At 71.5% G+C, this 25,731-nt stretch carries 25 protein-coding genes; 2 read left to right on the top strand and 23 right to left on the bottom strand.

The genetic code is table 11. The annotated features are described in order from the left end of the window. Window positions 1-6: 6 nt before the first annotated feature. From rpoZ to pyrR, 9 genes are read right to left on the bottom strand one after another with little or no spacing between them, the layout of a single operon-like run. Complete coding sequence (gene rpoZ / locus BLT99_RS05160) at window positions 7-264, bottom strand: DNA-directed RNA polymerase subunit omega (RefSeq protein WP_092669843.1); 258 nt, start codon at window positions 262-264, stop codon at window positions 7-9. After that, a complete protein-coding gene (gmk, locus tag BLT99_RS05155; protein ID WP_092669841.1) occupies window positions 257-1,243 on the bottom strand; it encodes a guanylate kinase in 987 nt (328 codons plus the stop codon). The genes rpoZ and gmk overlap by 8 nt, the downstream gene beginning before the upstream one ends. Continuing rightward, window positions 1,236-2,114: an orotidine-5'-phosphate decarboxylase gene (gene pyrF, locus BLT99_RS05150; protein WP_092669839.1), complete on the bottom strand. Its 879-nt coding sequence runs from the start codon at window positions 2,112-2,114 to the stop codon at window positions 1,236-1,238. The genes gmk and pyrF overlap by 8 nt, the downstream gene beginning before the upstream one ends. Beyond that, window positions 2,111-5,404, bottom strand: a complete 3,294-nt coding sequence (gene carB / locus BLT99_RS05145; RefSeq protein ID WP_092669837.1) for a carbamoyl-phosphate synthase large subunit — start codon at window positions 5,402-5,404, stop codon at window positions 2,111-2,113. Before carB ends, pyrF begins: the two co-directional genes overlap by 4 nt. Then, window positions 5,404-6,615 carry a glutamine-hydrolyzing carbamoyl-phosphate synthase small subunit gene (gene carA / locus BLT99_RS05140; protein WP_092669835.1) on the bottom strand — a complete coding sequence of 404 codons (1,212 nt, stop codon included), beginning with the start codon at window positions 6,613-6,615 and terminating at the stop codon, window positions 5,404-5,406. Before carA ends, carB begins: the two co-directional genes overlap by 1 nt. Next, a complete protein-coding gene (locus tag BLT99_RS05135; RefSeq protein WP_188434397.1) occupies window positions 6,608-7,174 on the bottom strand; it encodes a PH-like domain-containing protein in 567 nt (188 codons plus the stop codon). The genes carA and BLT99_RS05135 overlap by 8 nt, the downstream gene beginning before the upstream one ends. Continuing rightward, window positions 7,167-8,510: a dihydroorotase gene (locus BLT99_RS05130; RefSeq protein ID WP_092669833.1), complete on the bottom strand. Its 1,344-nt coding sequence runs from the start codon at window positions 8,508-8,510 to the stop codon at window positions 7,167-7,169. The genes BLT99_RS05135 and BLT99_RS05130 overlap by 8 nt, the downstream gene beginning before the upstream one ends. Beyond that, window positions 8,507-9,460, bottom strand: coding sequence for an aspartate carbamoyltransferase catalytic subunit (locus tag BLT99_RS05125; RefSeq protein ID WP_092669831.1), 954 nt, complete (start codon window positions 9,458-9,460; stop codon window positions 8,507-8,509). The genes BLT99_RS05130 and BLT99_RS05125 overlap by 4 nt, the downstream gene beginning before the upstream one ends. Then, on the bottom strand, window positions 9,457-9,996 hold the full coding sequence (pyrR, locus tag BLT99_RS05120) for a bifunctional pyr operon transcriptional regulator/uracil phosphoribosyltransferase PyrR (protein WP_092669829.1): 540 nt from the start codon (window positions 9,994-9,996) through the stop codon (window positions 9,457-9,459). The genes BLT99_RS05125 and pyrR overlap by 4 nt, the downstream gene beginning before the upstream one ends. 128 nt (window positions 9,997-10,124) lie before the next feature. Between pyrR and BLT99_RS05115 the strand changes: the two genes are divergently transcribed. After that, window positions 10,125-10,787 carry a hypothetical protein gene (locus BLT99_RS05115; protein WP_092669827.1) on the top strand — a complete coding sequence of 221 codons (663 nt, stop codon included), beginning with the start codon at window positions 10,125-10,127 and terminating at the stop codon, window positions 10,785-10,787. A gap of 60 nt (window positions 10,788-10,847) precedes the next feature. Here BLT99_RS05115 and BLT99_RS05110 read toward each other — a convergent pair whose 3' ends face one another. After that, window positions 10,848-11,378, bottom strand: coding sequence for a DoxX family protein (locus BLT99_RS05110; protein WP_092669825.1), 531 nt, complete (start codon window positions 11,376-11,378; stop codon window positions 10,848-10,850). 214 nt (window positions 11,379-11,592) lie between these two features. Here BLT99_RS05110 and BLT99_RS05105 point away from each other — a divergent pair, with 214 nt between their 5' ends. Next, the gene (locus BLT99_RS05105; RefSeq protein WP_157674937.1) at window positions 11,593-12,897 is read left to right on the top strand and encodes a glycosyltransferase; all 1,305 of its coding nucleotides are present in this window, start codon (window positions 11,593-11,595) and stop codon (window positions 12,895-12,897) included. A 15-nt stretch (window positions 12,898-12,912) separates the two neighbouring features. On the opposite strand, the gene nusB is transcribed toward BLT99_RS05105, so the two are convergent. The 13 genes from nusB to BLT99_RS05040 form a co-directional block, all read right to left on the bottom strand. Continuing rightward, window positions 12,913-13,326, bottom strand: coding sequence for a transcription antitermination factor NusB (gene nusB / locus BLT99_RS05100; protein ID WP_092669821.1), 414 nt, complete (start codon window positions 13,324-13,326; stop codon window positions 12,913-12,915). Continuing rightward, window positions 13,326-13,886, bottom strand: a complete 561-nt coding sequence (gene efp, locus BLT99_RS05095; RefSeq protein ID WP_092669819.1) for an elongation factor P — start codon at window positions 13,884-13,886, stop codon at window positions 13,326-13,328. The genes nusB and efp overlap by 1 nt, the downstream gene beginning before the upstream one ends. Before the next feature lie 77 nt (window positions 13,887-13,963). Continuing rightward, the gene (gene aroQ / locus BLT99_RS05090) at window positions 13,964-14,401 is read right to left on the bottom strand and encodes a type II 3-dehydroquinate dehydratase (RefSeq protein ID WP_092669817.1); all 438 of its coding nucleotides are present in this window, start codon (window positions 14,399-14,401) and stop codon (window positions 13,964-13,966) included. A 43-nt stretch (window positions 14,402-14,444) separates the two neighbouring features. Beyond that, complete coding sequence (aroB, locus tag BLT99_RS05085) at window positions 14,445-15,527, bottom strand: 3-dehydroquinate synthase (RefSeq protein WP_092675661.1); 1,083 nt, start codon at window positions 15,525-15,527, stop codon at window positions 14,445-14,447. Continuing rightward, window positions 15,524-16,069: a shikimate kinase gene (locus tag BLT99_RS05080; RefSeq protein WP_229724650.1), complete on the bottom strand. Its 546-nt coding sequence runs from the start codon at window positions 16,067-16,069 to the stop codon at window positions 15,524-15,526. Before BLT99_RS05080 ends, aroB begins: the two co-directional genes overlap by 4 nt. Next, complete coding sequence (aroC, locus tag BLT99_RS05075; protein ID WP_092669815.1) at window positions 16,062-17,276, bottom strand: chorismate synthase; 1,215 nt, start codon at window positions 17,274-17,276, stop codon at window positions 16,062-16,064. The genes BLT99_RS05080 and aroC overlap by 8 nt, the downstream gene beginning before the upstream one ends. A 24-nt stretch (window positions 17,277-17,300) precedes the next feature. After that, the gene (locus BLT99_RS05070) at window positions 17,301-18,176 is read right to left on the bottom strand and encodes a shikimate dehydrogenase (RefSeq protein ID WP_092669813.1); all 876 of its coding nucleotides are present in this window, start codon (window positions 18,174-18,176) and stop codon (window positions 17,301-17,303) included. Further along, a complete protein-coding gene (gene mltG, locus BLT99_RS05065) occupies window positions 18,177-19,934 on the bottom strand; it encodes an endolytic transglycosylase MltG (protein WP_092669811.1) in 1,758 nt (585 codons plus the stop codon). 6 nt (window positions 19,935-19,940) lie between these two features. Next, window positions 19,941-20,411: a Holliday junction resolvase RuvX gene (ruvX, locus tag BLT99_RS05060; protein ID WP_092669809.1), complete on the bottom strand. Its 471-nt coding sequence runs from the start codon at window positions 20,409-20,411 to the stop codon at window positions 19,941-19,943. 2 nt (window positions 20,412-20,413) lie between these two features. Then, window positions 20,414-23,071, bottom strand: coding sequence for an alanine--tRNA ligase (gene alaS, locus BLT99_RS05055; protein ID WP_092669807.1), 2,658 nt, complete (start codon window positions 23,069-23,071; stop codon window positions 20,414-20,416). A 68-nt stretch (window positions 23,072-23,139) separates the two neighbouring features. Further along, window positions 23,140-23,343 (bottom strand): hypothetical protein, encoded by a 204-nt coding sequence (locus BLT99_RS05050; RefSeq protein ID WP_092669805.1) that lies wholly within the window; start codon window positions 23,341-23,343, stop codon window positions 23,140-23,142. Window positions 23,344-23,481: 138 nt separating this feature from the next. Further along, on the bottom strand, window positions 23,482-24,105 hold the full coding sequence (rpsD, locus tag BLT99_RS05045; RefSeq protein WP_092669803.1) for a 30S ribosomal protein S4: 624 nt from the start codon (window positions 24,103-24,105) through the stop codon (window positions 23,482-23,484). Window positions 24,106-24,322: 217 nt separating this feature from the next. Next, a complete protein-coding gene (locus BLT99_RS05040) occupies window positions 24,323-25,723 on the bottom strand; it encodes a replication-associated recombination protein A (RefSeq protein WP_092669801.1) in 1,401 nt (466 codons plus the stop codon). Window positions 25,724-25,731: the final 8 nt, after the last annotated feature.

Below are 25,731 nucleotides of genomic sequence, written 5' to 3'. Positions count from 1 at the left end.
TGCCGGCTACTCGCCGATCGGGCGGAGGCGCAGCTTGTCCTCGTTCACCTCGTGGAGCGCGACCGAGAGGGGCTTGTCGTCGATCGACGAGTCGACGAGCGGTCCGACGTTGTCGAACAGGCTGCCTTCGTGCAGGTCGGCGTAGTAGTCGTTGATCTGGCGCGCGCGCTTGGACGCGAAGATGACCAACTGGTACTTCGAGTCGACCTTCGACAGCAGGTCGTCGATGGGCGGGTCGATGATGCCGGACAGCTTCTCAGCCATGCAGGGACTCCTTCGAGTGAGGCGCATCCGTGATGCGCGGAAGATCGTGGCGCGGGGCAGGCTGACGCCGACCCCGGCGAGGCCGCATCAAGTCTACGACCTTTTGCGCCGCCTCGCGGACCTCGTGATTCACGACCTGGTGGTCGAACTCCTCGACGGCGGCGAGTTCGACCTTCGCCGTCTCGAGCCGTCGCTGCTGTTCGGCGGCGCTCTCGGTGCCTCGCCCGACCAGGCGTCGGACGAGTTCGTCCCAGGTCGGCGGCAGCAGGAAGACGAGGGTCGCCTCGGGCATGGCGCGGCGGACCGAGCGCGCGCCCTGGATGTCGATCTCGAGGAGCACGCTGTTGCCGGCGGCGATCGCCTCCTCGACGGCGCGCCGCGGCGTGCCGTAGCGGTACGCGTTGTGCACGGTCGCCCACTCGAGCAGCTCGCCCGAGGCGACCATGCGGTCGAACTCGTCGTCGGAGACGAAGAAGTAGTGCTCGCCCTCGACCTCGCCGGGGCGCGGCGCACGTGTCGTCGCCGAGACGGAGAGCTTGACGTCGGGATGGTGCTCGCGGATGTATCCGGCGACCGTGCCCTTGCCGACGGCGGTGGGGCCGGCGAGGACGACGAGCCGGTCCCCCGTGCCGCCGTGATCGGCGACCCACTCGGCGACGAACTCGCGGAGCCGTCGACGCTGCAGTCGGCCGAGCCCGCCCAGTCGCTTGGCGTTCGCGATCTGCAGCTCGTCCATGATGCGCGCGCACTTGGTCTGCCCGATGGCGGGGATCGAGGTGAGGAACTCGGTCACCCGCAGGCGCCCCTCGGCCCCCTCGGGTTCCTCGTAGGCCGCCCGGAGCACGTCGAGCGGGCTGCGATCGCCGGTCGAGATGTCGTGCTTCACGGCCGCGCGGGCGCGGCGGGCGGCGACGGCCGCTCGCGACGCGGCAACGCGGTCGACCTCGGGCGGCGCGGAGGTCGCGGTGCGCTCAGACACGGGCGGCTCCGATCTCGTCGGCACGGCGGACGATCGCCTCGGCGAGCCCGTCGGGCCCTTCGCCGAGCAGCGAGCGCGACTCGCTCACGACGACCCCGGCCGCGAGCGACCCGTAGATCGCGTCGAGGTCGCGCACGTCGGCGCCCTGGTGGCCGAACCCGGGCGCCAGCACCGGCAGGGTCGGTGCGACGGGGTCGGCCGACGTGTCGATGCCGGATGCCGCCAGGTCGACAGTGGCGCCGAGGACCACGCCGATCGAACCCATGGGGCGCTCCGCGGCGTCTTCGCGCGAGGCGTTCCAAGCCGCGACGCCCGCGCAGATCGCCCCGGCGACCGTGTCGCCCTCGCGACTGGACTGCTGCAGGATCGCGCGCTGGATGGCGGCGGCCTCGGGGTTCGACGTCGCGGAGAGCACGAAGAGGCCCTTGCCCGCGGCATCCGCTCGGCGCATGACCGACTCGATCGAGCCGAGCCCCTGGTACGCGCTGATGGTCATGGCGTCGGATTCGAGCGAGGAGCCGGGTCGCAGCCACGCCTCGCCGTACGCGTCGACGCTCGTGCCGATGTCGCCGCGCTTGACGTCGGCGATCACCAGCAGGCCGGCGTCGCGCGCCTCGGCGAGCACGCGCTCGAGGGCGACGTAGCCCGCCGCGCCGTGCCGCTCGTAGAAGGCGACCTGCGGCTTCACGATTCCGGCGCGGCCCGCGGCGGCGCCCACCACCCTGAGGCCGAATTCGCGCACGCCCTCGGCGGAGTCGTCGAGGCCCCATCGATCGAGCAGCGACGCGTGCGGATCGATCCCGACGCAGAGGCGACCCCATGCGGCGAACGCCCCGTGGAGTCGCTCGCCGAACGAGGCGGCGCCGTTCACGCGACCACCTCGACCGCGCGGCGCTCCGCGTACTCCTGCAGGCTGGTCACCTCGAAGCCGCCCTTCACCGCGTCGAGCGACGCGACGGCCGCCGAGAGCTCGGCGATCGTGGTGAACAGCGGGATGTCGGCGGCGACGGCTGCGGCGCGGATCTCGTATCCGTCGGCGCGCGCCGACCGACCGCTGGGCGTGTTGACGACCACGTCGATCTCGCCGCGGTGGATGAGCTCGACGACCGAGACGGCGTCGCCACCGTGCTTCTCGCTGAACTTCAGCACGGTGCCGGCCTCGATGCCGTGGCGGCGCAGCACCTCGGCGGTCCCCTCCGTGGCGACGAGGTCGTAGCCGAGCTGCTGCAGGCGCAGCACGGGCAGCACGATGGCCCGCTTGTCGCGGTCGGAGACCGACACGAACACGCGGCCCGAGAGCGGCATCCCGCCGTAGGCGGCCAGCTGGCTCTTCGCGAACGCCGTCGGGAAGTCGCGGTCGATGCCCATGACCTCGCCGGTCGAGCGCATCTCGGGGCCGAGCACCGAGTCGACCATGATGCCCTCGCGCGTGCGGAAGCGGTGGAACGGCAGCACGGCCTCCTTGACGGCGACCGGGGCGTCGAGCGGCACGCGCGACCCGTCGACCTCGGGCAGCAGGCCCTCGTCGATTAGGTCGCGGACCGTCGCGCCCACCATGATGCGGGACGCGGCCTTCGCGAGCGGGATGCCGAGCGCCTTCGAGACGAACGGCACCGTGCGGCTCGCACGGGGATTGGCCTCGAGCACGTAGAGCACCCCGGCGCCGATCGCGAACTGCACGTTGAGCAGGCCCTGCACGCCGATGCCCTCGGCGATCGCGCGGGTCGCCTCGCGTACGCGGTCGATCTCGGCGCGGCCGAGCGTCACGGGCGGCAGCGTGCAGCTCGAGTCGCCCGAGTGGATGCCGGCCTCCTCGATGTGCTCCATGACCCCGCCCACGTAGAGCTCGGTGCCGTCGTAGAGCGCGTCGACGTCGATCTCGATGGCGTCGTCGAGGAACCGGTCGACGAGCAGCGGATGGCTCGGGCCGACGATGCCCTGCCCCTCGATGCGGGCGAAGTAGTCGGCGAGCGAGGCGGTGTCGTACACGATCTCCATGCCCCGGCCGCCGAGCACGTAGCTCGGGCGGACCAGCACGGGATAGCCGATCTGCTCGGCGACGTGCACGGCGCCGGCGAGGTCGATCGCCGTGCCGTTGCGCGGTGCGAGCAGGCCAGCGCGCTCGAGGATCCCGGCGAAGAGCCCGCGCTCCTCGGCGAGGTCGATCGCCTCGGGGCTCGTTCCGAGGATCGGGACACCCGCGGCCTCGAGGCCCTTGGCGAGCCCGAGGGCGGTCTGCCCGCCGAGCTGCACGACGACGCCGACGAGCTCGCCCGACTGCGATTCGGCGTGGATGACCTCGAGCACGTCCTCGAGCGTGAGCGGCTCGAAGTAGAGCCGGTCGCTCGTGTCGTAGTCGGTCGAGACGGTCTCGGGGTTGCAGTTGATCATGATCGTCTCGAACCCGGCGTCGGACAGTGCGAACGACGCGTGCACGCACGAGTAGTCGAACTCGACGCCCTGGCCGATGCGGTTCGGGCCCGAGCCGAGGATCACGACCTTGCGGCGCTCGCTCGGCGCGACCTCGGTCTCGAGGTCGTAGCTCGAGTAGTGGTACGGCGTGAGCGCCGGGAACTCGCCGGCGCACGTGTCGACCGTCTTGAACACCGGCCGGATGCCGAGGATGTGCCGCACCTCGCGGACGTCGGCCTCGCCGAATCCGCGGAGCTGGCCGATCTGGACGTCGGAGAAGCCGTGGTCCTTCGCGAGCAGCATGGTCTCGGTGTCGAGCGCCGGCGCGGCCGCGACCTGCTCGGCGACCTCGTTGATCAGCGCGATCTGATCGAGGAACCAGGGGTCGATCTTCGTGGCCTCGAATGCCTGCTCGATCGTGGCGCCCTTGCGCAGCGCCTGCTGCACGAGCACGATCCGGCCGTCGGTCGGCACCGTGGACGCCTCGAGCAGCTCCTCGATCGAACGCGGCTCGTCCTCCCAGTGGAAGCTCGACCCGCGCTTCTCGAGCGAGCGCAGCGCCTTCTGCAGCGCAGTCGTGAAGTTGCGTCCGATCGCCATGGCCTCGCCGACGGACTTCATGGTCGTGGTCAGCGTGGGGTCGGCGGCCGGGAACTTCTCGAACGCGAACCGGGGCACCTTCACGACGATGTAGTCGAGCGTCGGCTCGAAGGACGCCGGCGTGACCTTGGTGATGTCGTTGGGGATCTCGTCGAGGCGGTAGCCGATCGCGAGCTTCGCGGCGATCTTCGCGATCGGGAAGCCCGTCGCCTTCGACGCGAGCGCCGACGACCGCGACACGCGCGGGTTCATCTCGATCACGATGATCCGGCCGTCCACGGGGTCGACCGCGAACTGGATGTTGCAGCCGCCCGTGTCCACGCCGACGGCGCGGATGATGTCGATGCCGATGTCGCGGAGCTTCTGGTACTCGCGGTCCGTGAGCGTGAGCGCCGGCGCGACCGTGATGGAGTCGCCCGTGTGCACGCCGACCGGGTCGACGTTCTCGATCGAGCAGACGACGACCGTGTTGTCGGCAGTGTCCCGCATGAGCTCGAGCTCGTACTCCTTCCAGCCGAGGATGGACTCCTCGAGGAGCACCTCGGTGGTCGGCGAGTCGTGCAGGCCCTGCGTCACGATGCGGACGAGGTCCTCCTCGGTGTACGCGAAGCCCGAGCCGAGTCCGCCCATCGTGAAGGACGGGCGGACCACGAGGGGGTACCCGAGGTCCTCGGCGAATTCCTTCGCCTGCTCGAGCGTGGTGGCCACGTGCGAGCGGGCGACATCGGCCCCGGCCTCGATCACGAGGTCCTTGAACAGCTGCCGGTCCTCGCCCTTGCGGATCGCGTCGACCTTCGCGCCGATGAGCTCGACGCCGTGCTTCTCGAGGATGCCCGCGTCGTGCAGGGCGATCGCCGCGTTCAGCGCGGTCTGCCCGCCCAGTGTGGGCAGGACGGCGTCGGGCCGCTCCTTGACGATGATCGACTCGATCACCTCGGGCGTGATCGGCTCGACGTAGGTCGCGTCGGCGAAGTCGGGGTCGGTCATGATCGTCGCCGGGTTCGGGTTGACGAGGATGACGCGCACGCCCTCCGCGCGGAGGACGCGGCAGGCCTGGGTACCCGAGTAGTCGAACTCCGCCGCCTGGCCGATGACGATGGGTCCCGATCCGATGACGAGGACGGAGTTGATGTCGTCGCGCTTGGGCATTACTCGCCGGCCTCCTGGCTGTCGTCGGTGGTCTTGCTCGCGATGACCATGTCGCGGAAGCGGTCGAAGAGGTAGTTGGCGTCGTGCGGCCCGGCCGCCGACTCGGGGTGGTACTGCACCGAGAACGCGGGGATGTCGAGGCAGTTCAGCCCTTCGACCACGTTGTCGTTCAGGCCGACGTGGCTGACCTCGACCCGCCCGAAGCCCTCGGCGGAGTCGCTGACCCGATCGGTCGGCGCGGCCACCGCGAAGCCGTGGTTGTGGGCGGTGATCTCGACGCGACCCGTCTCGCGGTCGAGCACCGGCTGGTTGATGCCGCGATGGCCGAACGGGAGCTTGTATGTCTCGAAGCCGAGCGCGCGCCCGAGCAGCTGGTTGCCGAAGCAGATGCCGAAGTACGGCAGTCCCTCGCGCAGCGTCGTGCGGAGCAGCTCGACATGGCGGTCGGATGCGCCGGGGTCGCCCGGGCCGTTCGAGAAGAACAGCGCGTCGGGCTTCAGCGCCATGACGTCGTCGGCGGTGACGGTCTGCGGCAGCACGTGCACGTCGAATCCGCGCTCCGCGAGATACTTCAGCGTCGAGGTCTTGACGCCGAGGTCGAGCACCGCCACGGATCCCACGCGCTCGCCGACGGCGTCGAGCGAGTAGAGCTCGTCGGTCGACACCGCACCGGAGAGGTTCCGGCCCGCCATCTGCTCACCGCCCTGGACGAGCTCGAGCTGCTCGCCGGGCGACAGCCAGGCGTCCTCGCCCGAGAACACGCCCGCGCGCATGGCGCCGAGTGAACGGATGTGACGCGTCACCGCCCGCGTGTCGATGCGGCTGATGCCGACGATCCCGGCCTCGGCGAGGTCGTCGTCGAGGCTGCGCTGCGACCGGAAGTTCGAGACGACGCGTGAGGGGTCGCGTACGACGAAGCCCGCGACCCAGATCTTCGACGACTCCATGTCGTCGTCGTTCATGCCGGTGTTGCCGATGTGCGGCGCGGTCATGAGCACGATCTGACCCGCGTACGACGGGTCGGTGAGGGTCTCCTGGTAACCGGTCATGCCCGTCGCGAAGACGGCCTCGCCGAAGGTGCGGCCACGCGCGCCGTAGGCGCGGCCCTCGTAGCGCGAGCCGTCCTCGAGCACGAGGACCGCGCGGTCGAGGTCGACAGCGACGGGCACGGCACCGGTGTCGGCGGGGATCGGGTTCGGGGTCTCAGTCATCGGAGGCCTCGCTCTCTGCGTTCTCTGCGGCCGGCCGCACCTCGGCGGGCGCGGCGGCGATGTCGTTCAGGGCGGTCACCAGCCGGGCGGAATCTCCCGGATACCGGCACCGCAGGTAGCTGTCGACCCGGGTCGGCGTCTCGGGCTCGGACCGGTCGTCGACGATCCAGGTCAGGGCGACGAGGCCCTCGGGCTCGACCCCCCGGTCGATCGCGTAGGTCGCGGTTCCGGCGGCCACCAGCCGGTCGGCCGGGATGAAGCTCGGTTGCTCGCCCGCGATGCGCAGCAGCACGCCCGCGTCGTGCACCTCGATCCGGGCCGATCCGCGGAAGGCGAGCCCCTCGACCGCGAGCCGTTCGAGCGGCTCGGACTCGGGCGTGGTCGCGACGTAGAGCGCCTCGATCTCGAGCACCGGAGCGCCGAGGCCCGCAGGCGCCACGTACGCCGCGAGCGTCTCATCGCGCTCGGTCCGCCGACGCCACGAGCGCACCATCAGCCAGGCCGCGGCGCCGATCAGCACCACCGCGACGACGGTTCCGACGATCCAGCCGCTAGCCACGCGCCACCTCTTCCGCCGGGCGTACGACGCCGTCGAGGACCGTGGGGATGCCGCGATGGAACGTCGCGACGACCCGGCCGGGCAGCACGCGTCCGAGGTAGGGCGAGTTCACGCTCCGGCCCGCGAGGCGATCGGTGCCGAATTCGGCCGACGCGGTCGGATCGACCAGCGTGAGCTCGGCGCCCGAGCCCTCGGCGATCGGCTCGCCGTGACCCGAGAGGCGGCCGATCCGCGCCGGGGTCGACGACAGGACGCGCGCGACGTCGGCCCACCCCATGCGGCCCGTGTCGACCATCGCGTGCTGCACGACGGAGAGGGCCGACTCGAGGCCGATCATGCCGTTGGCCGCGGCGTCCCATTCGCCTTCCTTCGCCTCGACCGGGTGGGGCGCGTGGTCGGTCGCGACGATGTCGATCGTGCCGTCGGCCAGCGCGGCGCGGAGCGCCTCGACGTCCTCAGGGCGGCGCAGGGGCGGGTTGACCTTGAACCGCGGGTCGTAGCCCGCACCGTCCCCTCCGCCGTCGCCACGTCCGGCGATCAGCTCCTCGGTCAGCAGGAGGTGGTGCGGCGTGACCTCGGCGGTCACGTCGATGCCGCGTGCCTTCGCCCACCGGATCACCTCGACCGAGCCGGCCGTGGACACGTGGCAGACGTGCAGTCGCGAGCCGACGTGCTCGGCGAGGAGCACGTCGCGCGCGATGATCGACTCCTCGGCGACCGCGGGCCACCCGGCCAGGCCGAGCTCGCCCGAGAGGGCGCCTTCGTTCATCTGCGCACCCTGCGTGAGGCGCGGTTCCTGCGCGTGCTGGGCGATGACGCCGTCGAACGCCTTCACGTACTCGAGCGCGCGGCGCATGAGCAGCGGGTCGAAGACGCAGAACCCGTCGTCGCTGAAGACGCGGACCCGGGCGCGCGAGGCCGCCATCGCGCCGAGCTCGGCGAGCTGCTCGCCCTTCAGTCCGACCGTGACCGCGCCGATCGGCTGGACCGTGGCGTAGCCTGCGGCCTCGCCGAGCGAGAGCTCCTGCTCGACGACGCCCGCGGTGTCGGCCACGGGGAACGTGTTGGCCATCGCGAACACCGCGGTGAATCCGCCGGCCGCGGCGGCCTGCGTCCCGGTGAGCACGGTCTCGCTCTGCTCGTAGCCCGGTTCGCGCAGGTGCGTGTGCAGGTCGACGAGGCCGGGCAGCGCCACGAGCCCGTCGGCATCGACCACCGTGGCTCCCCCGGCATCCGTCACCGAGCCGACCCGGGTGACACGGCCTCCATCGAGCAGGATGTCGGCACGCTCGCCCGAGGGCAGGGCGGCGCCCCGGATGAGGAACGCGTCGCTCATCGGGCCTCACCCCGCTCGCCGGACAGCAGCAGATAGAGGGCGGCCATTCTCACTGATACTCCGTTCGCAACCTGCTCGCGCACCGTGGACTGCGACGAGTCGGCGGCGCGGGCGGCGATCTCGAGCCCGCGATTCATCGGGCCGGGGTGCATGACCATGGTAGTCGCGGGCAACCGCTCGAATCGCGCGTCGTCGAGACCCCAGGTGCGGGCGTATTCGCGGCTGTTCGGGAAGAACGCCCCGTGCATGCGCTCGGCCTGGACGCGGAGCATCATGACCACGTCGGGCTGCGCAGCGAGCGCGCGATCGAGGTCGTAGTCGACCTCGGCGGGCCATCCCGACACGTCGACCGGCACGAGCGTCGGCGGCGCCACGAGCGTCACCTCGGCGCCGAGCGTCTCGAGGAGCCACACGTTCGACCTCGCGACGCGCGAGTGCAGGATGTCGCCGACGATGACCACGCGGATGCCGTCGAGGTCGCGACCGCGGGATGCCGCTCCGTGCAGGCGTCGTCGCATGGTGAACGCGTCGAGCAGCGCCTGAGTGGGGTGCTCGTGCGTGCCGTCGCCGGCGTTGACGACGCCCGCGTCGATCCATCCGCTCGTCGCGAGGGTCGACGGCGCGCCCGACGACGGATGCCGGATCACGACGCCGTCGGCGCCCATCGCCTGGAGCGTCTGCGCGGTGTCCTTGAGGCTCTCGCCCTTGGACACGCTCGAGCCCTTGGCGCTGAAGTTGATGACGTCGGCCGAGAGCCGCTTGGCGGCGGCCTCGAACGAGATGCGCGTGCGGGTGGAGTCCTCGAAGAAGAGGTTCACGACCGTGCGGCCGCGGAGGGTCGGCAGCTTCTTGACCTCGCGCTCCTGGACGGCCGCCATGTCCTCGGCGACGTCGAGCAGGCCGATCGCGTCGTCGCGCGCGAGGTCGCGCGTGCTGAGCAGGTGCCTCACTCGTCGCCTCCCTCGATCGTCACGGCGTCGTCGCCGTCGACCTCGGCGAGCCGCACGTTGATGCGTTCACGCGCGGAGCTCGGCAGGTTCTTGCCGACGTAGTCGGCGCGGATCGGGAACTCCCGGTGCCCGCGGTCGACGAGCACGGCCAGTCGCACGGCGCGGGCACGACCGAGGTCGGCGAGCGCGTCGAAGGCGGCGCGGATGGTGCGCCCGGAATAGAGCACGTCGTCGACGAGCACGACGACCCGGCCGTCGATGCCGTCGCCCGGCACCTGCGTGGGGTGCGTCGCGCGCACCGGGTTGCGGCCCAGGTCGTCGCGGTACATCGTCACGTCGAGGGCGCCTGCGGGCACCTCGGCGCCGGCGATCCGGGAGACGATCCGCGCGAGTCGCTCGGCCAGCACCACGCCGCGCGTGGGGATGCCGAGGAGGACGAGATCATCGGCGCCGCGATTGGCTTCGAGGATCTCATGGGCGATGCGGGTCAACGCCCGCTCGAGGTCGGCCTGCTGGAGCACGGTGCGCACAGCGATGCAGACTCCCTTCTCCGCCTCACGGGACGGACTTCAAGGTTGTCGGTCGATCGATCCTACCAGCGGCACGGTGGAGCGGATGCCGCGGCTCCCGTCGTTCCGCTGGACGTTCCGCTACGGTTCGATCCATGCGAACGCGTCCGAGCCGCACTGTCGGCGCCGTCCTCGCGCTCATCGCCGCAGCGTGGGCGTTCGTGCTCCTGCCTCCGCAGCAGGCGGTGTGGTCCGGTGCCTACGCCATGCCACGCTGGCTGTTCGAGCTGAACCGGCTCTCGCCGTACGACGCCGTGCGGGACTGGCTGGTCGCCAACGGGCAACCCGACTTCTACCTCGTCTTCGGGGCCGCGGCCTCCGCGTCGTTCCTGCTGATCTGGCTCGCGACGGGTCCCGCGTTCGCAGCGCTCGGCTGGTCGGGACGGGCGCTCGGCTGGCTCGTGCTGCTGGGTGCCGCGATCACGCTGCTGAGCTACCTCAACCATCCGGATGACGCGCCGCTGCACGCCCTGTGGGGCGCCGAGGCGTTCGTGCTCATCGCGATCGGGCTCTGGGCCGTGGTCGTCGCGATCGCCGCCCCGCGCCGCGCCGGCATCCCCGCGTGGGAGCGCGTCGTGCTCGGCTGCACCCTGCCCATCCTCGTGCTCGCGACGCTCGGGCTCAGCTACTACCCGCACGGGACCCTGGTCGGACTCGGCCTCGAGGCCGCCGCGCTGGCGGCCTGGGGCGCGCGCCCTCCTCGCGCGAGTCCGGCGACGGTGGCCCCGGAGCCGGGCATCGCGGAGCGCGCAGCCTGAACGAGCGGAAGGGGCGCGACATCGTCTGTCGCGCCCCTTCCGGGTCGAGTGGCTCGGCGATCACCGGGTCTCGCTCCGCCCGCGAAGCACCCGAGAGGCGACGACGAGCGCCGCGGCGACGAGCACCACGTTCTTGGCGACGTACTGTCCGAGGAGGGTGGGGCCCGCCGCGGTGATGAGCTGGTCGGTGAAGAAGACGATCGGCGAGAAGATCCCCACGAAGGCGACCGCCAGGACCACCAGGCCCAGGCGCGCGTACCGGCCGGAGATGATCAGCAGGCCGGCGGTCGTCTCGATGACCGCCGTGAGGATCATGGCGAGCTGGCCGCCGACGATGCCGAACGTGAGGACACCCCAGGTCGCCTCGACGAGCGACTCGACCGGGCTCACGCCGGGGAAGAACTTCAGGACGCCGAACACGGCGAAGACGGCGCCGAGGGCGACGCGGAGGGCCGGGATGCTCCAGCGCTCGAGGAACGCCTTCAGGGCGGCCTCGGCTGCGGCGAAGCGGGCGAGAAGCGGCCGTACCCCCGCGAACGCGGGACGGTGCGACACGGGATGGAGCCGAGTGGGGGCGGAGAGCGTGGACATGGTGGTGCTCCTTCCAGAGCGACGTTGTGGGTGACATGCCGGAATGCGGCGATGTCATCCATGGAACCGGCGCGCGCTCGTGCCCGGATCCGGGCGCATCCCGGATCGCAGCGAGGGTTCCCCCTCCGTTTCCGTGCGGGTCGTCCCGGACGTCGTCTCGGGGTCGTGCGACATCCGCCCCTCTTCGGGGGCCGCGGCCCGACCGGCTCACGTGGTGCCATCGCACATGGCCGACGTGATGATCGCGGTGATGCCGTTCGCCGGGCACGTGGCACCGTTGGCGGCCGTTGCGAAGGCCTTCCTCGAGGACGGGCACGCGGTCCGCGTGTACACGGGCTCCGCGTACCGCGATCGATTCGACGCCACCGGGGCGGACGTCGTGACGTGGTCGCGCGCGCCGGACTTCGACGAGTACGACCTTCCGGCGACGTTCCCGACGCTCCGTGGCCGCAAGGGACCGATGCAGGCACTCGCGAACGTCGAGCATGTCTTCATCCGGACCGCCGCTGCGCAGGGCGACGACCTGCTGGCGGCCTACCAGGAGCGTCCATGGGACCTGATCGTCGCCGATGCCCTCAGCCTCGGTGCGCGGTTCGCGTCGGAGCACACCGTGACGCCCTGGGTAACCGTGTCAGTCGTTCCGCTCGCGATCCCCACGCCGGAGCTGCCGCCGCCGGGCTTCGCGATCCGGCCTGCGGGCGGACCGCTCGGACACGCGCGGGACCGGCTTCTGCACGCGATCCTTCCGATCGCGACCCGTCGACTCCGAGAGGCGTACGACGCACAGCGCGCGGCATCACGGCTCGGCCCGTCGCCGCAGCCCTTCGAACACGCCTTCCACTCCCCCGAGCTCGTCTGCGCAACCGGGATCCCGGAGCTCGAATGGCCTCGCAGCGGCTGGCCGGTCGCGGTGGAGTTCGTCGGATCGCTCACCCCGACCGGCGTCGTCGATGCCGCGTCCCCGCCGTGGTGGGATGACGTTCCCGCCGACCGCCCTATCGTCCACGTCACCCAGGGCACGCTGAACGTCCATCCCGACGACCTCATCCGTCCGGCGTTCACCGCGCTCGGCCGCCAGCCTGTCTCGATCGTCGCAGCGACCGGGCGCGCCGAAACGCCCGGGCTGCCGTTCCCCTCGCCGCCCAACGCGTTCGTGACCGGGCTGATCGACTACGCGAGGCTGCTGCCGAGAACGACCGCGATGATCACGAACGGCGGGTGGGGCGGCGTCCTCGCCGCCCTCTCGCACGGCGTCCCGCTCATCGTCGCCGGAGGCGACTTCGACAAGCCGGAGATCGCCGCGCGCGTCGCATGGGCGGGCGCCGGGATCGACCTGCGAACGGGCACTCCGAAGCCGCGGGCGATCCTCCGGGCGTGGCGCCGGCTGTCGAGCGATCCCGGCTATCGGGAGCGCGCCGAGCACCTCGGCCGCGAACTGCGCCGGCACGACGGGCCGCGCGAGGTCGTCGAGCACGCCATGCGGCTGCTCGACGACCGCAGATCCGGCTCTGCGCGGTGAGCGCGGTGCCGCGTGTCAGCCCTTGGAGTGGGAGACGGCCGCGAGCAGGCCGTTGACGAAACCGGCGGAGTCATCGGTCGAGAGCACCGTCGCCGCCTCGACGGCCTCGCTGATCGCGACGGGGTCGGGCACCTCGTCGTTGTAGACGATCTCCCACACGCCGATCCGCAGCAGGGCCCGGTCGACCGCGGGCATGCGCTCGAGCGTCCAGCCGCGCGAATGCGTCGTGATGAGCTCGTCGATCTCGTCGCGGTGATCGACGATCCCGTCGACGATCTCGCGTGCGTAGAGCCACGACGCCTGTCGCTCGGGCTCGTTGACGGCGCGCTCGGCCTCGACGGCGAGCAACTGCTCGACCGGCACCTGGCGCATGTCGGCCGCGTAGAGCAGGTCGAGGGCGCGCTTGCGCGCCTTCGTACGGGCGCTCACTAGTTCACACGGCCGAGGTACTCGCCCGAGCGGGTGTCGACCTTGACCTTCGTGCCCGTCTCGAGGAACAGCGGCACCTGGATCTCGTAGCCGGTCTCGACCGTCGCGGCCTTGGTGCCGCCGGTGGAGCGGTCGCCCTGCAGGCCGGGCTCGGTGTAGGTGATCTCGAGCACGACCGACGCGGGCAGGTCGATGTAGAGCGGGTTGCCGTTGTTCAGGGCGATGGTGACGGCCTGGTTCTCGAGCATGAAGTTCTTGGCGTCGCCCACGATGGTCGCCGGAACGGTGATCTGGTCGTAGTCGGTCGCGTCCATGAACACGAAGCCGTCGCCGTCGCTGTAGAGGTAGGTGAAGTCGCGGCGGTCGACGTTCTCGATGTCGACCTTGGCACCGGCGTTGTACGTGCGGTCGACGACCTTGCCGCTGACGACGTTCTTCAGCTTGGTGCGCACGAACGCGCCGCCCTTGCCGGGCTTGACGTGCTGGAACTCGATGACGCTCCAGAGCTGGCCGTCGATGTTGAGGACGACGCCGTTCTTGATGTCCGCGGTGCTTGCCATGGGTGGTCCGTTCGGTGGAGGAAGGGGAAGTCGATGGGCACGCGGGTGCGCGTGCGACCGATCGATTCTAGTCGAGACTACGGATGGCGCAGCAGCCAGTCGATCGCGAGCCGGTACGAGTCGGCTCCGAACCCCGCGATCACGCCCGTCGCCACCCCCGAGATGACGCTCGTGTGCCGGAACGCCTCACGCGCGTGCGGATTGGAGAGATGCACCTCGACGAGCGGGACGCCGGCCGTCTTCAGCTGCGCCGCGGCATCCCGCAGCGCATAGCTGTAGTGGGTGAACGCCGCCGGGTTCAGCACCACGGGCGTGCCGCGGTCGACGGCCTCGTGGAGCCATCCGACCAGCTCGCCCTCGTCGTCGGTCTGCCGCAGGTCGATCTCGACGCCGTCGGGCACGGAGGACGCGAGGTCGGCGCCGATGTCGGCGAGCGTCTGCGAGCCGTACACCTCGGGCTCGCGGGAGCCCAGCCGGCCGAGGTTCGGCCCGTTCAGGACGAGGATCGTGGTCATGCTCGAAGCCTATCCGCGCGGCATCCGCTCGCCCGCCGGCAGGTCAGGAGGCGATCTCCTGGTAGGCCGCGAAGAGCAGGGACTGGTCGGGCGCGAGCATCACCGTGGGCTTGGCGAGGTCGTCGAGGACGATGAACCGGAGCTGTCCGGCGCGCGCCTTCTTGTCACGCTGCATCGTCGCGAGCAGCGTGTTCCACCGCCCGGCCGGGTAGCTCGTCGGCAGGCTCAGCAGGTCGAGCACGCGCTTGTGCCGGTCGGCGACCTCGTCGGAGAGGCGGCCGGAGAGCCGGCCGAGCTCGGCCGCGAAGGCCATGCCGACGGCGATCGCGGCGCCGTGCCGCCACTGGTAGCGTTCCGCGTGCTCGACGGCGTGGCCGAGCGTGTGGCCGTAGTTGAGGATCTCGCGGACGCCGGCCTCGCGGAAGTCCTCGCTCACGACCTCGGCCTTCATGCGGATCGCGAGTTCGACCACGCGGCGGAACTGGGGCGTCGACGGGTCGGTCGCGACATCGGGGTCGGCCTCGATGATGTCGAGGATCTCGGGGTACCGGATGAACCCGGCCTTCACGATCTCGGCGAAGCCCGCCAGGATCTCGTTGCGCGGCAGGGTGTCGAGCAGCTCGAGGTCGCAGAGCACTGCCGTGGGCGCGTGGAACACGCCGACCAGGTTCTTGCCCTCGTTGGTGTTGATGCCCGTCTTGCCGCCGACCGCCGCGTCGACCATGCCGAGGACCGACGTGGGCATCTGCACGATGCGGACGCCACGCAGCCACGTCGCGGCGACGAAGCCCGCGAGATCGGTGATCGCTCCCCCGCCGACCCCGACGATGACATCGGTGCGCGTGAAGTCGGCCTGCCCGAGGATCTGCCAGCAGAACGCGGCGACCTCGACGCGCTTTGCCTGCTCGGCATCGGGAACCTCGGCCAGAAGCACGTCGTACCGATCGAGGAGCGACTCGCGCAGCGCGGCAGCCCGCGCTCCCAGAGTCGGCGGATGCACGATGAGCACCTTGGCGGCACCGCCCCCGATCGCGTCGGCGAGGCCGGCGATCACGCCGCGGCCGACGTTGACGTCGTAGCCCGTCTCGCCTCCGACTCGGATGGTGGTGGTGGCGTCCTCGGTCATGCTCGTGCTCCGGCCCACTCGGTGATCTCGGCGACGATCCTCGCGACCGAGCGGCGCGAGGTGTCGATGGTGAGGCCGGCGACCTCGGCGTACAGCGGCCGACGCTCGTCGCGGATGCGGATCCAGCGCTCGAGGCCGCCGTCCGCGATGAGCGGCCGGGTGCCGCCGCTCAGCCGCGGTGCGACCGCATCGGCCGACACCTGCAGCCAGACGACGGCGAGGCCGGCGAGGTCGCGGCGCGTCGCGGGGTCGAGCACCGCTCCGCCGCCGAGCGAGACGACCGCCTCCTCGCGCAGCGCTTCGGCGACCACCTCGCGCTCGACAGCGCGGAAGAACGACTCGCCCTCACGGGCGAAGATCTCCTCGATCGGACCGTGACGCTCGACGATGCGCTGGTCGGTGTCGACGAAGGGCGCGCCGACGGAGGTCGCGAGCCGCGAGCCGACCCGCGACTTGCCCGCGCCCATCGGCCCGACGAGCACGATCGGCAGCGGCACGGGCCGCGGCGCGCTCGCCGCCGGCCCGCCCGGCACGTCAGGCACGGACCGCGTCGGGGGTCGCGACCTCGCTCGCGAGCGCATCGGGGATCGCGGCGAGATACGCCTCGAGGTTCCGGCGCGTCTCGACGACCGAGTCGCCGCCGAACTTCTCGAGCAGCGCGTTCGCGAGCGTGAGCGCGACCATGGCCTCGGCCACCACGCCCGCCGCAGGCACGGCGCAGACGTCGGAGCGCTGGTGGTGCGCCGGCGCGGGCTCTCCCGTGGCGACATCGACGGTGGGAAGCGCGCGCGGCACGGTCGCGATGGGCTTCATGCCCGCGCGCACGCGCAGCACCGTGCCGGTCGACATGCCGCCCTCGGTGCCGCCGGCGCGATCGCTCGCGCGCACGATCCGGCCGTCGGCGAGGTGCAGCTCGTCGTGCGCGGCCGACCCGCGCCGCGTGGTCGTGAGGAAGCCGTCGCCGACCTCGACGCCCTTGATCGCCTGGATGCCCATGAGCGCGGCCGCGAGCTGCGCGTCGAGCCGGCGGTCCCAGTGCACGTGCGATCCGAGCCCCGGCGGAAGCCCGTAGGCGAGCACCTCGACGACGCCGCCGAGCGTGTCACCCTCCTTGTGCGCGTCGTCGACCTCTGCGACCATCCGCGCGCTGGTCTCGGCGTCGAAGCAGCGCAGGGGGTCGGCGTCGAGCGCGTCGACGTCGGACGGCATGGGCAGCGCGCTGCCCTCGGGAACGCGGACCGGCCCGATGGCGACGGTGTGCGACACGAGCCGGATGCCGAGCTCGCCGAGGAACGCACGGGCCACCGCGCCGAGCGCCACGCGCGCCGCGGTCTCGCGGGCGCTCGCACGCTCGAGCACCGGACGCGCCTCGTCGAAGCCGTACTTCTGCATGCCCACGAGGTCGGCGTGACCGGGACGCGGGCGCGTCAGCGGCGCACCGCGACCCCGCCCCAGCGTCTCGGGGTCGACGGGCTCGGGGCTCATGACCTGCTCCCACTTGGGCCATTCGGTGTTCCCGATCCGCAGGGCGACGGGGCTGCCGAGCGTCAGGCCGTGCCGGACACCGCCGGAGATCGCCAGCTCGTCCTGCTCGAACTTCATGCGCGCGCCGCGCCCGTAGCCGAGCTTGCGGCGGGCGAGATCGGCGCGGATGTCGTCGAGCGTGACGGGGATGCCGGCGGGAAGTCCCTCGAGGATCGCGACCAGCTCGGGGCCGTGCGATTCACCGGCGGTGAGCCAACGGAGCATGCCCACCATCCTCCCACAGCGCCGTCAGAGGGCCCGACGCATGACGTCGAGCACGCCCTCCTCGTCGGGCAGCGGCGCGAGCGGATCTCCGCCCACGAAGATGCGCACCTGCAACAGCGCCTGGTGCAGCAGCATCTCGAGCCCGTGCACGACGCGACCGCCGCGCTCGAGCCACGACGATGCCAGGAGCGTCGGCCACGGCGCGTACGCGACGTCGAGCAGCGTGGCCGCCGCGATCGGGTCCGAGGGCACCATTCCGAGGTCGGTGCCGCCCGGCACCGTGCTGATGACGAGGTCGGCGGGCGCGTGCTCTGCGAGCCGGGCGATCGGGCGGGTCTCGATCACGAGGCCCATGGCGTGGCCCAATTCGACGACGGATGCCGCGCGGCCGGCGTCGCGCACGCAGACCTCGACGCTCAGCGCCCCCAGTTCGGCCATCGCGATCAGCGCCGACGCGGCCGTGGCGCCTCCCCCGACCAGCACGCCGTGCCGGATCTCGTTGATGCCGGCGTCCGCGAGCGCGCGGACGATCCCGCCGATGTCGGTGTTGAAGCCGAGCCGGCTGCCGTCGTCGGCGAGCAGCAGCGTGTTGACGGCACCCGCGCGCTCGGCGAGCCGCTCCACGTCGTCGGCGATCTCGAGCGCCTCGGGCTTGAGGGGCATCGTGAGCGAGAGCCCCCGCCATTCGGGCCCGAGCCGATCCAGGTACGCGGCAAGCTCGCCCTCGCCGACCTCGGCGCGCTCGTACGCCCAGTCGGTGAGCCCGAGGCGGTCGTAGGCCGCCCGATGCAGCGCGGGGCTCTTGGAGTGCGCGATCGGCGAGCCCAACACCGCGAGTCGACGCGGACGACGGGCGCCGCGAGGGAGGGGCGCGCCCGTGGCATCCGTCGGCTCGGCCATCTACCCGTTCTCCTCCAGGTACTGCAGGAACTGCTGGACCGCGGCCTCGTGCTCCTCGAGCGTGGCCGAGAACACCGTCTCACCCGTCTCGAGGTTCACCGTCACGAAGTACAGCCACGGCCCGTCGGCCGGGTTGAGCGCCGCGTCGATCGCGACGTCGCCCGGGTTGCCGATCGGACCCGGCGGCAGGCCCGGGTGCACGTAGGTGTTGTACGTGTTGCTCGCATCGGCGCGCTCGGCGTCCGACGTCTCGACGGTCGAGTCGTCGCCGATGCCGTAGTGCACCGTCGAGTCGAACTGCAGCAGTCCGCTCGGGAACTGGTTCGGGTCGAGGCGGTTGCGGATGACGCGCGAGACCTTGTACGAGTCATCCGCCGAGCCCGCCTCGCGCTCGATGAGCGACGCGATGACGACCGTCTCCCAGCGCTGCTCGACGGGCACGCCGGCCGCGTCGAGCGCCTCGAACGACCGGTCGACGAGGGTCTGCACGACCTCCTGCGCCGTGACGTCGGGCGGGAACGTGTAGGTCGCCGGGAACAGGAACCCCTCGACGGAGGTCGCCTCGGCGGGCAGCCCGAGCGCCTGCGGATCGGCCGCCGCCGCCTGGAGCTCCTCGAGCGGGATGCCCGTGGCGGACGAGGCCGCCGCGAGCGCGTCGCGCGCCCAGAGCCCTTCCTGGATCACGAAGGTGTTCTCGAGCTTGTTCTCGGGGTCGAGCAGCGCATCGAGGGCGGCCTTCGCGCTCATCTCGCTCGCGAGCTGGTACGCGCCCGGGTAGAACGTGGGATGCGGCGACCGACTCGTCACCTCGTCGATGAACGCCTCGGCGGAGGCCACGACGCCCTCCTCCTCGAGGTTCGCCGCGATCGTCTCGCCGCCGTCGCCCTCGTTGATCATGAAGACGAGTTCGCCCTCGCCCGAACCGGTGTAGTCGGCGGGCGGCTCGAATCGCTGGAAGAACGCCGTGACCGGCTCCTGCAGCACGAAGAACCAGGCGCCCGCCCCGATGCCGACGAGCACGAGGAGCGCCACCAGGCAGCCGATCGCGCCGCGTCCGCGCTTGCGACCCGGGCCGCCCTGATCGCTCTCGCCGTGGGGGTCGATTGCCGCCGCGCGGCGATCCGAGCGGGAGGGCCGCGGGGCGGGATCGTCGTCCCAGGGTGCGAAGAGGTCGGCTCCGTCATCCTGCGCGTCGTGCACCACGGGACTGCGGCGCGGCGTCGCGGTACGGACGCGCTCCTCGCCGTCGGCGGTCGCTCCCGCCGCGAGCGCGTCGTCGCGGCCGTACGCGTCGTCGGAGTCGAACCCGTGGTCGACGGCCGTCGCCTCGCGCGGGGCACGCGTCGGCGCGGCGGCCGCGAGCTGCGCCTCGTACGCGAGGCGCTCCTGCTCGGCGCGCCACTCCTGCTCGGCCAGTCGCTCCTGCTCGGCCCGCCACTCCTGCTCGGCCAGTCGCTCCTGCTCGGCCCGCCACTCCTGCTCGGCCAGTCGCTCCTGCTCGGCCCGCCACTCCTGCTCGGCCAGTCGCTCCTGCTCGGCCCGCCACTGCTCCTTCGCCACGCGCTCCTGCTCGGCGCGCCATTCCTGCTCGGCGCGGCGCTCTTCCAGCTCTGCATTCCGACGGCGCTCCGCCTCGGCCTCGCGCTGCTCGATCTCACGGAGTTCGCGTCGGCTGCGCGGCGCCCGCGCCTCGCGCGCGCCATCCGGAGGAGTCGGCCGGTCGGAGCCGCGGCGACGCTCTGGGGGGAGCTGGGTCACGGGATTTCAGGATCCTTCGTCGGGGAGGACGGTTCGTCCGGGGGCGGTGCCCGATGCCCGCTCGGCATCGATGGCATGTTGCAGAATGATAACGGCTGCAGCTTGGTCGATGATCGGACGCTGCTTCTTCGACGACTTCCCCGCGGAACGCAGCGCCTGCTGTGCGCTGACGGTCGACATGCGCTCATCGACCAGGCGAACGTGTGCCCCCGTCGCCGCGAGCCGTCCGGCGAACGCGACGGCGTCGGCGGTCGACGCCGTCGGCTGGCCCGACAGCGAGAGCGGGTTGCCGACGACGAGTTCGATCGCCTCGTGCTCGGCGGCCAGGTCGAGGATGCGTCGGACGTCGCCGTCGTCGCCCTCGGCGCTCCTCGCGACCGTCTCGACCGGGACCGCGAGGATCACCGAGGGGTCGCAGCGCGCCACGCCGATGCGGGCCCGGCCGACGTCGATGCCGAGCCGCGCACCGGGACGCATGGTCATCCGCCGATCGCCGAGCGCGCGGCCGACAGCGCCGCGGGAATGGCGGCGAGGTCGTTGCCGCCGCCCTGGGCGAGGTCGGGCTTGCCGCCTCCACCACCGCCGAGGGCCGCGGCCATCGCCTTGGCGATGGCGCCGGCGTTCGCGCCCGCATCGCGAGCGGCGGGCGACGTCGCGGCGATCGCGAGCGGCTTGCCTCCGACCTCGCCGACGAGCGCGACGACGGATGCCGCGTCGCCGAGCCGGGCTCGGACGGAGGTCGCCAGCGAACGCAGCTCGTCACCGGATCCGATCCGGCCGACCGCCTCGATCACCGCGAGCACCTCACCGGCCCGCTGGGCCGTGGCTGCGAGCTCGGGGACGCGGTCGCTGAGCGCCTTCGCCTCGTAGGCCTGGATCTTCTTCTCGGCCGCCTTGAGGCTGGTGATCAGCTCGCCGACGCGATCGACGAGCGACTCGGGGCGCGTCTTCAGGGTCGAGGTGAGCTCCTGCACGAGCGTGCGCTCGGCCGCGAAGCGCCGGAACGCGTCCTGGCCGACGAGCGACTCCACACGGCGGTTCGACGCGCCCACCGACGACTCGCCGATGATGTTGATCATGCCGACCTCGGCGCTGCGCGCGACATGGGTCCCGGCGCAGAGTTCACGCGACCACGGGCCGCCGATGTCCACGACTCGCACGATATCGCCGTACTTCTCGCCGAACAGGGCCATGGCGCCGAGCGCCTTGGCCTCGTCGATCGGGAGCTCACGCGTGACGACCTCGAGGTTCTCGCGCACGGCGCCGTTCGCGACCTCCTCGATCTCGCTGCGCGTCTCGGCCGACAAGGCCTGGTTCCAGCCGTAGTCGAGACGCAGGTAGCCCGCCTTGTTGAACGAACCGGACTGGTGCGCGGTCGGCCCGAGCACCTCGCGCAGCGCGGCGTGCACGAGGTGCGTGCCGGAGTGCGCCTGGGTCGCCCCGCGGCGGTAGTCCTCGTCGACGAGGGTCGTCGCCGGAACGCCGACGCCCACCTCGCCGGAGGTCACCGTCACCGTGTGGCTGATGAGCCCCTTCACGGGCTTCTGCACGTCGAGCACTTCGAGCTCGAACCCGTCGCCCACGATGCGGCCCTGGTCGGGCGCCTGGCCGCCGGATTCGGCATACAACGAGGTCTCGGCGAGGATCACCTCGGCGGTCTGGCCCGCGATCGCGCGCTGCGCGGGCCGCCCGTCGACGAGGATGCCGAGCACGGTCGAGTCGGTCGTCAGGTCGGTGTAGCCCGTGAAGACGGTCTCGCCCTTCGCGCGGAAATCGCTGTACACCGACAGGTCGGCCAGTACCTTCTTCTTCGACTTCGCATCGGCCTTGGCGCGCGAGCGCTGGTCGGACATGAGGGTGTCGAACGCCTGTCGGTCGACCGCGAGCCCGGCCTCCTCGGCCATCTCGAGCGTGAGCTCGATCGGGAAGCCGTACGTGTCGTGGAGCAGGAAGGCGGTGTCGCCCGCGAGCCGGTCGGAACCCGCCTGCTTGGTCTTCGCGACCGCCGTGTCGAGGATCGACGTTCCCGCGGAGAGCGTGCGGAGGAACGCCGCCTCCTCGCCCACGGCGAGCTGCTCGATCTTCGCGTAATCGGTCGCGACCTCGGGGTAGGCGGCCTGCATCGCGTCGCGGGATGCCGCGAACAGGTCGTGGAACGTGGGCCCCTCGACCCCGAGCAGGCGCATGGCGCGGATGCTGCGACGCAGCAGGCGACGGAGGATGTACCCGCGGCCCTCGTTCGACGGAGTGACCCCATCGCTCATGAGCATGAGCGACGAGCGGATGTGGTCGGCGATCACGCGCATGCGCACGTCGTCGTCGTGGTCGGCGCCGTACCGTCGCCCGGAGAGCTCGGCCGCCCGGTCGAGCACCGGCCGCACCTGGTCGATCTCGTACATGTTGTCGACGCCCTGCTTGATGAACGCGACGCGCTCGAGGCCCATGCCGGTGTCGATGTTCTTCTTCGGCAGCTCGCGAACGATCGTGAAGTCGGTCTTCGACTTCACGTCGGCAATCAGGTACTGCATGAAGACCAGGTTCCAGATCTCCACGTAGCGGTCGTCGTCGGTCGCGGGTCCGCCGTCGATGCCGTACTCCGGGCCGCGGTCGAAGAAGATCTCCGAGCAGGGGCCGGCGGGGCCGGGCTGGCCGGTGTGCCAGTAGTTCGTGTCCTTGCCGAGGCCCTGGATGCGGTCGTCGGGCAGTCCGGCGACCCGCCTCCAGATGTCGCGCGCCTCGTCGTCGTCCTCGTAGACCGTGACCCAGAGATCCTTCGGGTCGAAGCCGTAGCCGCCGTCGGCCTCGGGCATGGTGAGGAGGTCCCACGCGAACGAGATCGCGCCCTCCTTGAAGTAGTCGCCGAACGAGAAGTTGCCGTTCATCTGGAAGAACGTGCCGTGGCGAGGGGTCTTGCCGACCTCTTCGATGTCGTTCGTGCGGATGCACTTCTGCACGCTGGTCGCCCGGTCGTACGGTGCAGGCACGACACCGGTCAGGTACGGCACGAAGGGCACCATCCCCGCGACCGTGAACAGCAGCGAGGGGTCGTCGGACACGAGCGAGGCCGACGGCACGACCGTGTGGCCGCGTGCGGCGAAGAAGTCAAGCCAGCGCTGGCGGATCTCGGCAGTCTGCATGGTTCCGTTCTGGTTCCTGGAATGGTGGAGCGTCCCGCGCGAGAGCGAGAGAGGTCGTGGAGGCGGAGCTAGCGGCCCTCGACGGCGGGCGCCTCGGCGGCGCGCAGCTCGGCCTCGCGTGCGTGGTACCCCTCGGCGACGGCGCGGCCGAATGCTCGCGCCTTCGCGTCGAGGCCGGCGAAGAACTCGCGGCCCTGCGCGGTGCGGTTGACCTGGTGCGCGACGGCGAACCCCGCCGCGACGCCGACGGCGAACCACAGGATGCTCTTCACGTGTCACTCCTCGAGAGGTCGAGCCCGGCAGCGTGCGCTGCGCACGCATTCATTCAGTCTAGGGCGTGGAGGGCACCGCGCGATGGGACGACGAACGGGGCCGCGGCGAACCGCGACCCCGTTCGGTGAGCCGTCCGACTAGCGGGCGGCGTAGTACTCGACGACGAGCTGCACGTCACACGTGACGGGCACCTCGGCGCGCTTCGGGCGACGCACGAGCTTGGCCTGCAGCTTGTCGAGCTCGACCTCGAGGTAGCCCGGGAGCTTCGGGAGCACGTCGACGTGGCCGCCGGCCGCGGCGACCTGGAACGGCTCGGTGCCCTCGGAGCGCTGCTTGACGCCGATGACCTGGCCCGGCTTCACGCGGAACGAGGGACGGTCGACGATGCCGCCGTCGACGGTGATGTGGCGGTGCACGACGAACTGGCGGGCCTGCGCGATGGTGCGGGCGAAGCCGGCGCGGAGCACGAGCGCGTCGAGGCGCATCTCGAGCAGCTCGACGAGGTTCTCACCCGTCAGGCCCTCGGTACGGCGCGCCTCGTTGAACGCGATGCGGAGCTGCTTCTCGCGGATGCCGTACTGGGCGCGCAGGCGCTGCTTCTCGCGCAGACGCACGGCGTAGTCGGAGTCCTGCTTGCGCTTGGTGCGGCCGTGCTCACCGGGAGCGTACGGGCGCTTCTCGAGGTACTTGGCGGCCTTCGGGGTGAGGGCGACGCCGAGCGCCCGGGAGAGGCGGGTCTTGCTGCGTGACTGGTTCGACACAAGTGTCCTTTCGGAAGAATCTCAAATGCGATTTCACGGCGCGCGGTCGCGCCGGAAGTCCGTGTCAGAGGGATTCGCCAAGGGTGGATCGGCTACAGATCGCACCCGTTCGCCGGTGATCCTCTCGCAGCCGCGCTCGAGGACCTGGCTTCAGGCCAACGTCGATGGTATCACGGGGAGGTCGCGACGCTCGACCCGCGCGCGACGTGCGACGCCCTCAGCGCTCGTCGCGCACGATGCGGCGCAGCTTGGCGAGGCGTGCCGAGACCTCGCGCTCGTTGCCGTGCTCGGTCGGTGCATAGTAGACCGCTCCGCGCAACGGATCGGGAAGGTACTGCTGCGGGACCACGCCGATCGGATCGTCGTGCGGATAGACGTAGCCCTTGCCGTGCCCGAGCCGCTTCGCACCGGGATAGTGCGCGTCGCGGAGATGCTTGGGCACCCGCCCCGCCTTGCCGGCGCGCACGTCGGCGATCGCGCGGTCGATGCCGAGGTACGCCGCGTTCGACTTCGGCGCCGTCGCGAGGTGCACGACCGCCTGGGCGAGCGGGATCCGGCCCTCGGGCATGCCGATGTACTGCACCGCGTCGGCCGCGGCGACCGCGACGCCCAGCGCGGTGGGGTCGGCCATGCCGATGTCTTCCGAGGCGAGCACGATGATGCGGCGCGCGATGAAGCGCGGATCTTCGCCGGCTTCGATCATGCGCGCCAGGTAGTGCAGCGCGGCGTCGACATCACTGCCCCTCACCGACTTGATGAACGCGGAGATGACGTCGTAGTGCTCGTCGCCGTCGCGGTCGTACCGGAGCAGCGCGCGGTCGACCGCGCGGGCGACGACTTCGGGCGTGATGACGGGTCGCGTCGCCCGGGCCGCCGCGTCGGCCGCGGCATCCGTGTCGTCGTCGCCCTCGCCCTCGCCCGCCGCGGCGTGCGCGGCCTCGCTCACCGCAGACACCGACGCCGCCTCGAGGGCGGTGAGCGCGCGTCGCGCGTCGCCCGAGGCCAGCCGCACGATCGCCGCGCGCGCCTCGGGCGTGAGCTCGACGGCACTGTCGAGGCCGCGCGGGTCGGCCACCGCGCGATCGACGAGCATGGCGAGGTCGTCGTCGTCGAGCGTCTCGAGCGTGAGCAGGAGGGAACGCGAGAGCAGCGGGGAGATGACCGAGAACGAGGGATTCTCGGTGGTCGCCGCGACGAGGATGACCCATCCGTTCTCGACGCCCGGCAGCAGGGCATCCTGTTGCGCCTTGGTGAAGCGGTGGATCTCGTCGAGGAAGAGGACGGTCGAGAGCCCGTACAGGTCGCGGTTGGCGCGCGCCTCCTCCATGACCTGCCGAACGTCGCGGACGCCGGCCGTGACGGCCGAGAGCTCGACGAACTTGCGCCCCGACGAGCGGGCGATCGCCTGCGCGAGCGTGGTCTTGCCGGTGCCGGGAGGGCCCCAGAGGATGACCGACACCGCACCCGACTCACCCGAGCGGTCGGCGGCCAGCGCCACGAGCGGTGAGCCGGGAGTGAGGAGGTGCTTCTGGCCCGCGACCTCGTCGAGGCTCCGCGGGCGCATGCGCACCGCGAGGGGGGTCGCGCCGGAACGCAGCCCCGGAGCCGAATCCACCATGCCGACCA

It is taken from the genome of Agromyces flavus (genome assembly GCF_900104685.1).
GTDB lineage: Bacteria > Actinomycetota > Actinomycetes > Actinomycetales > Microbacteriaceae > Agromyces > Agromyces flavus.
The sequence above is the reverse complement of the archived record's forward strand: the minus strand, read 5'-3'. Positions and strand labels throughout refer to the sequence as shown.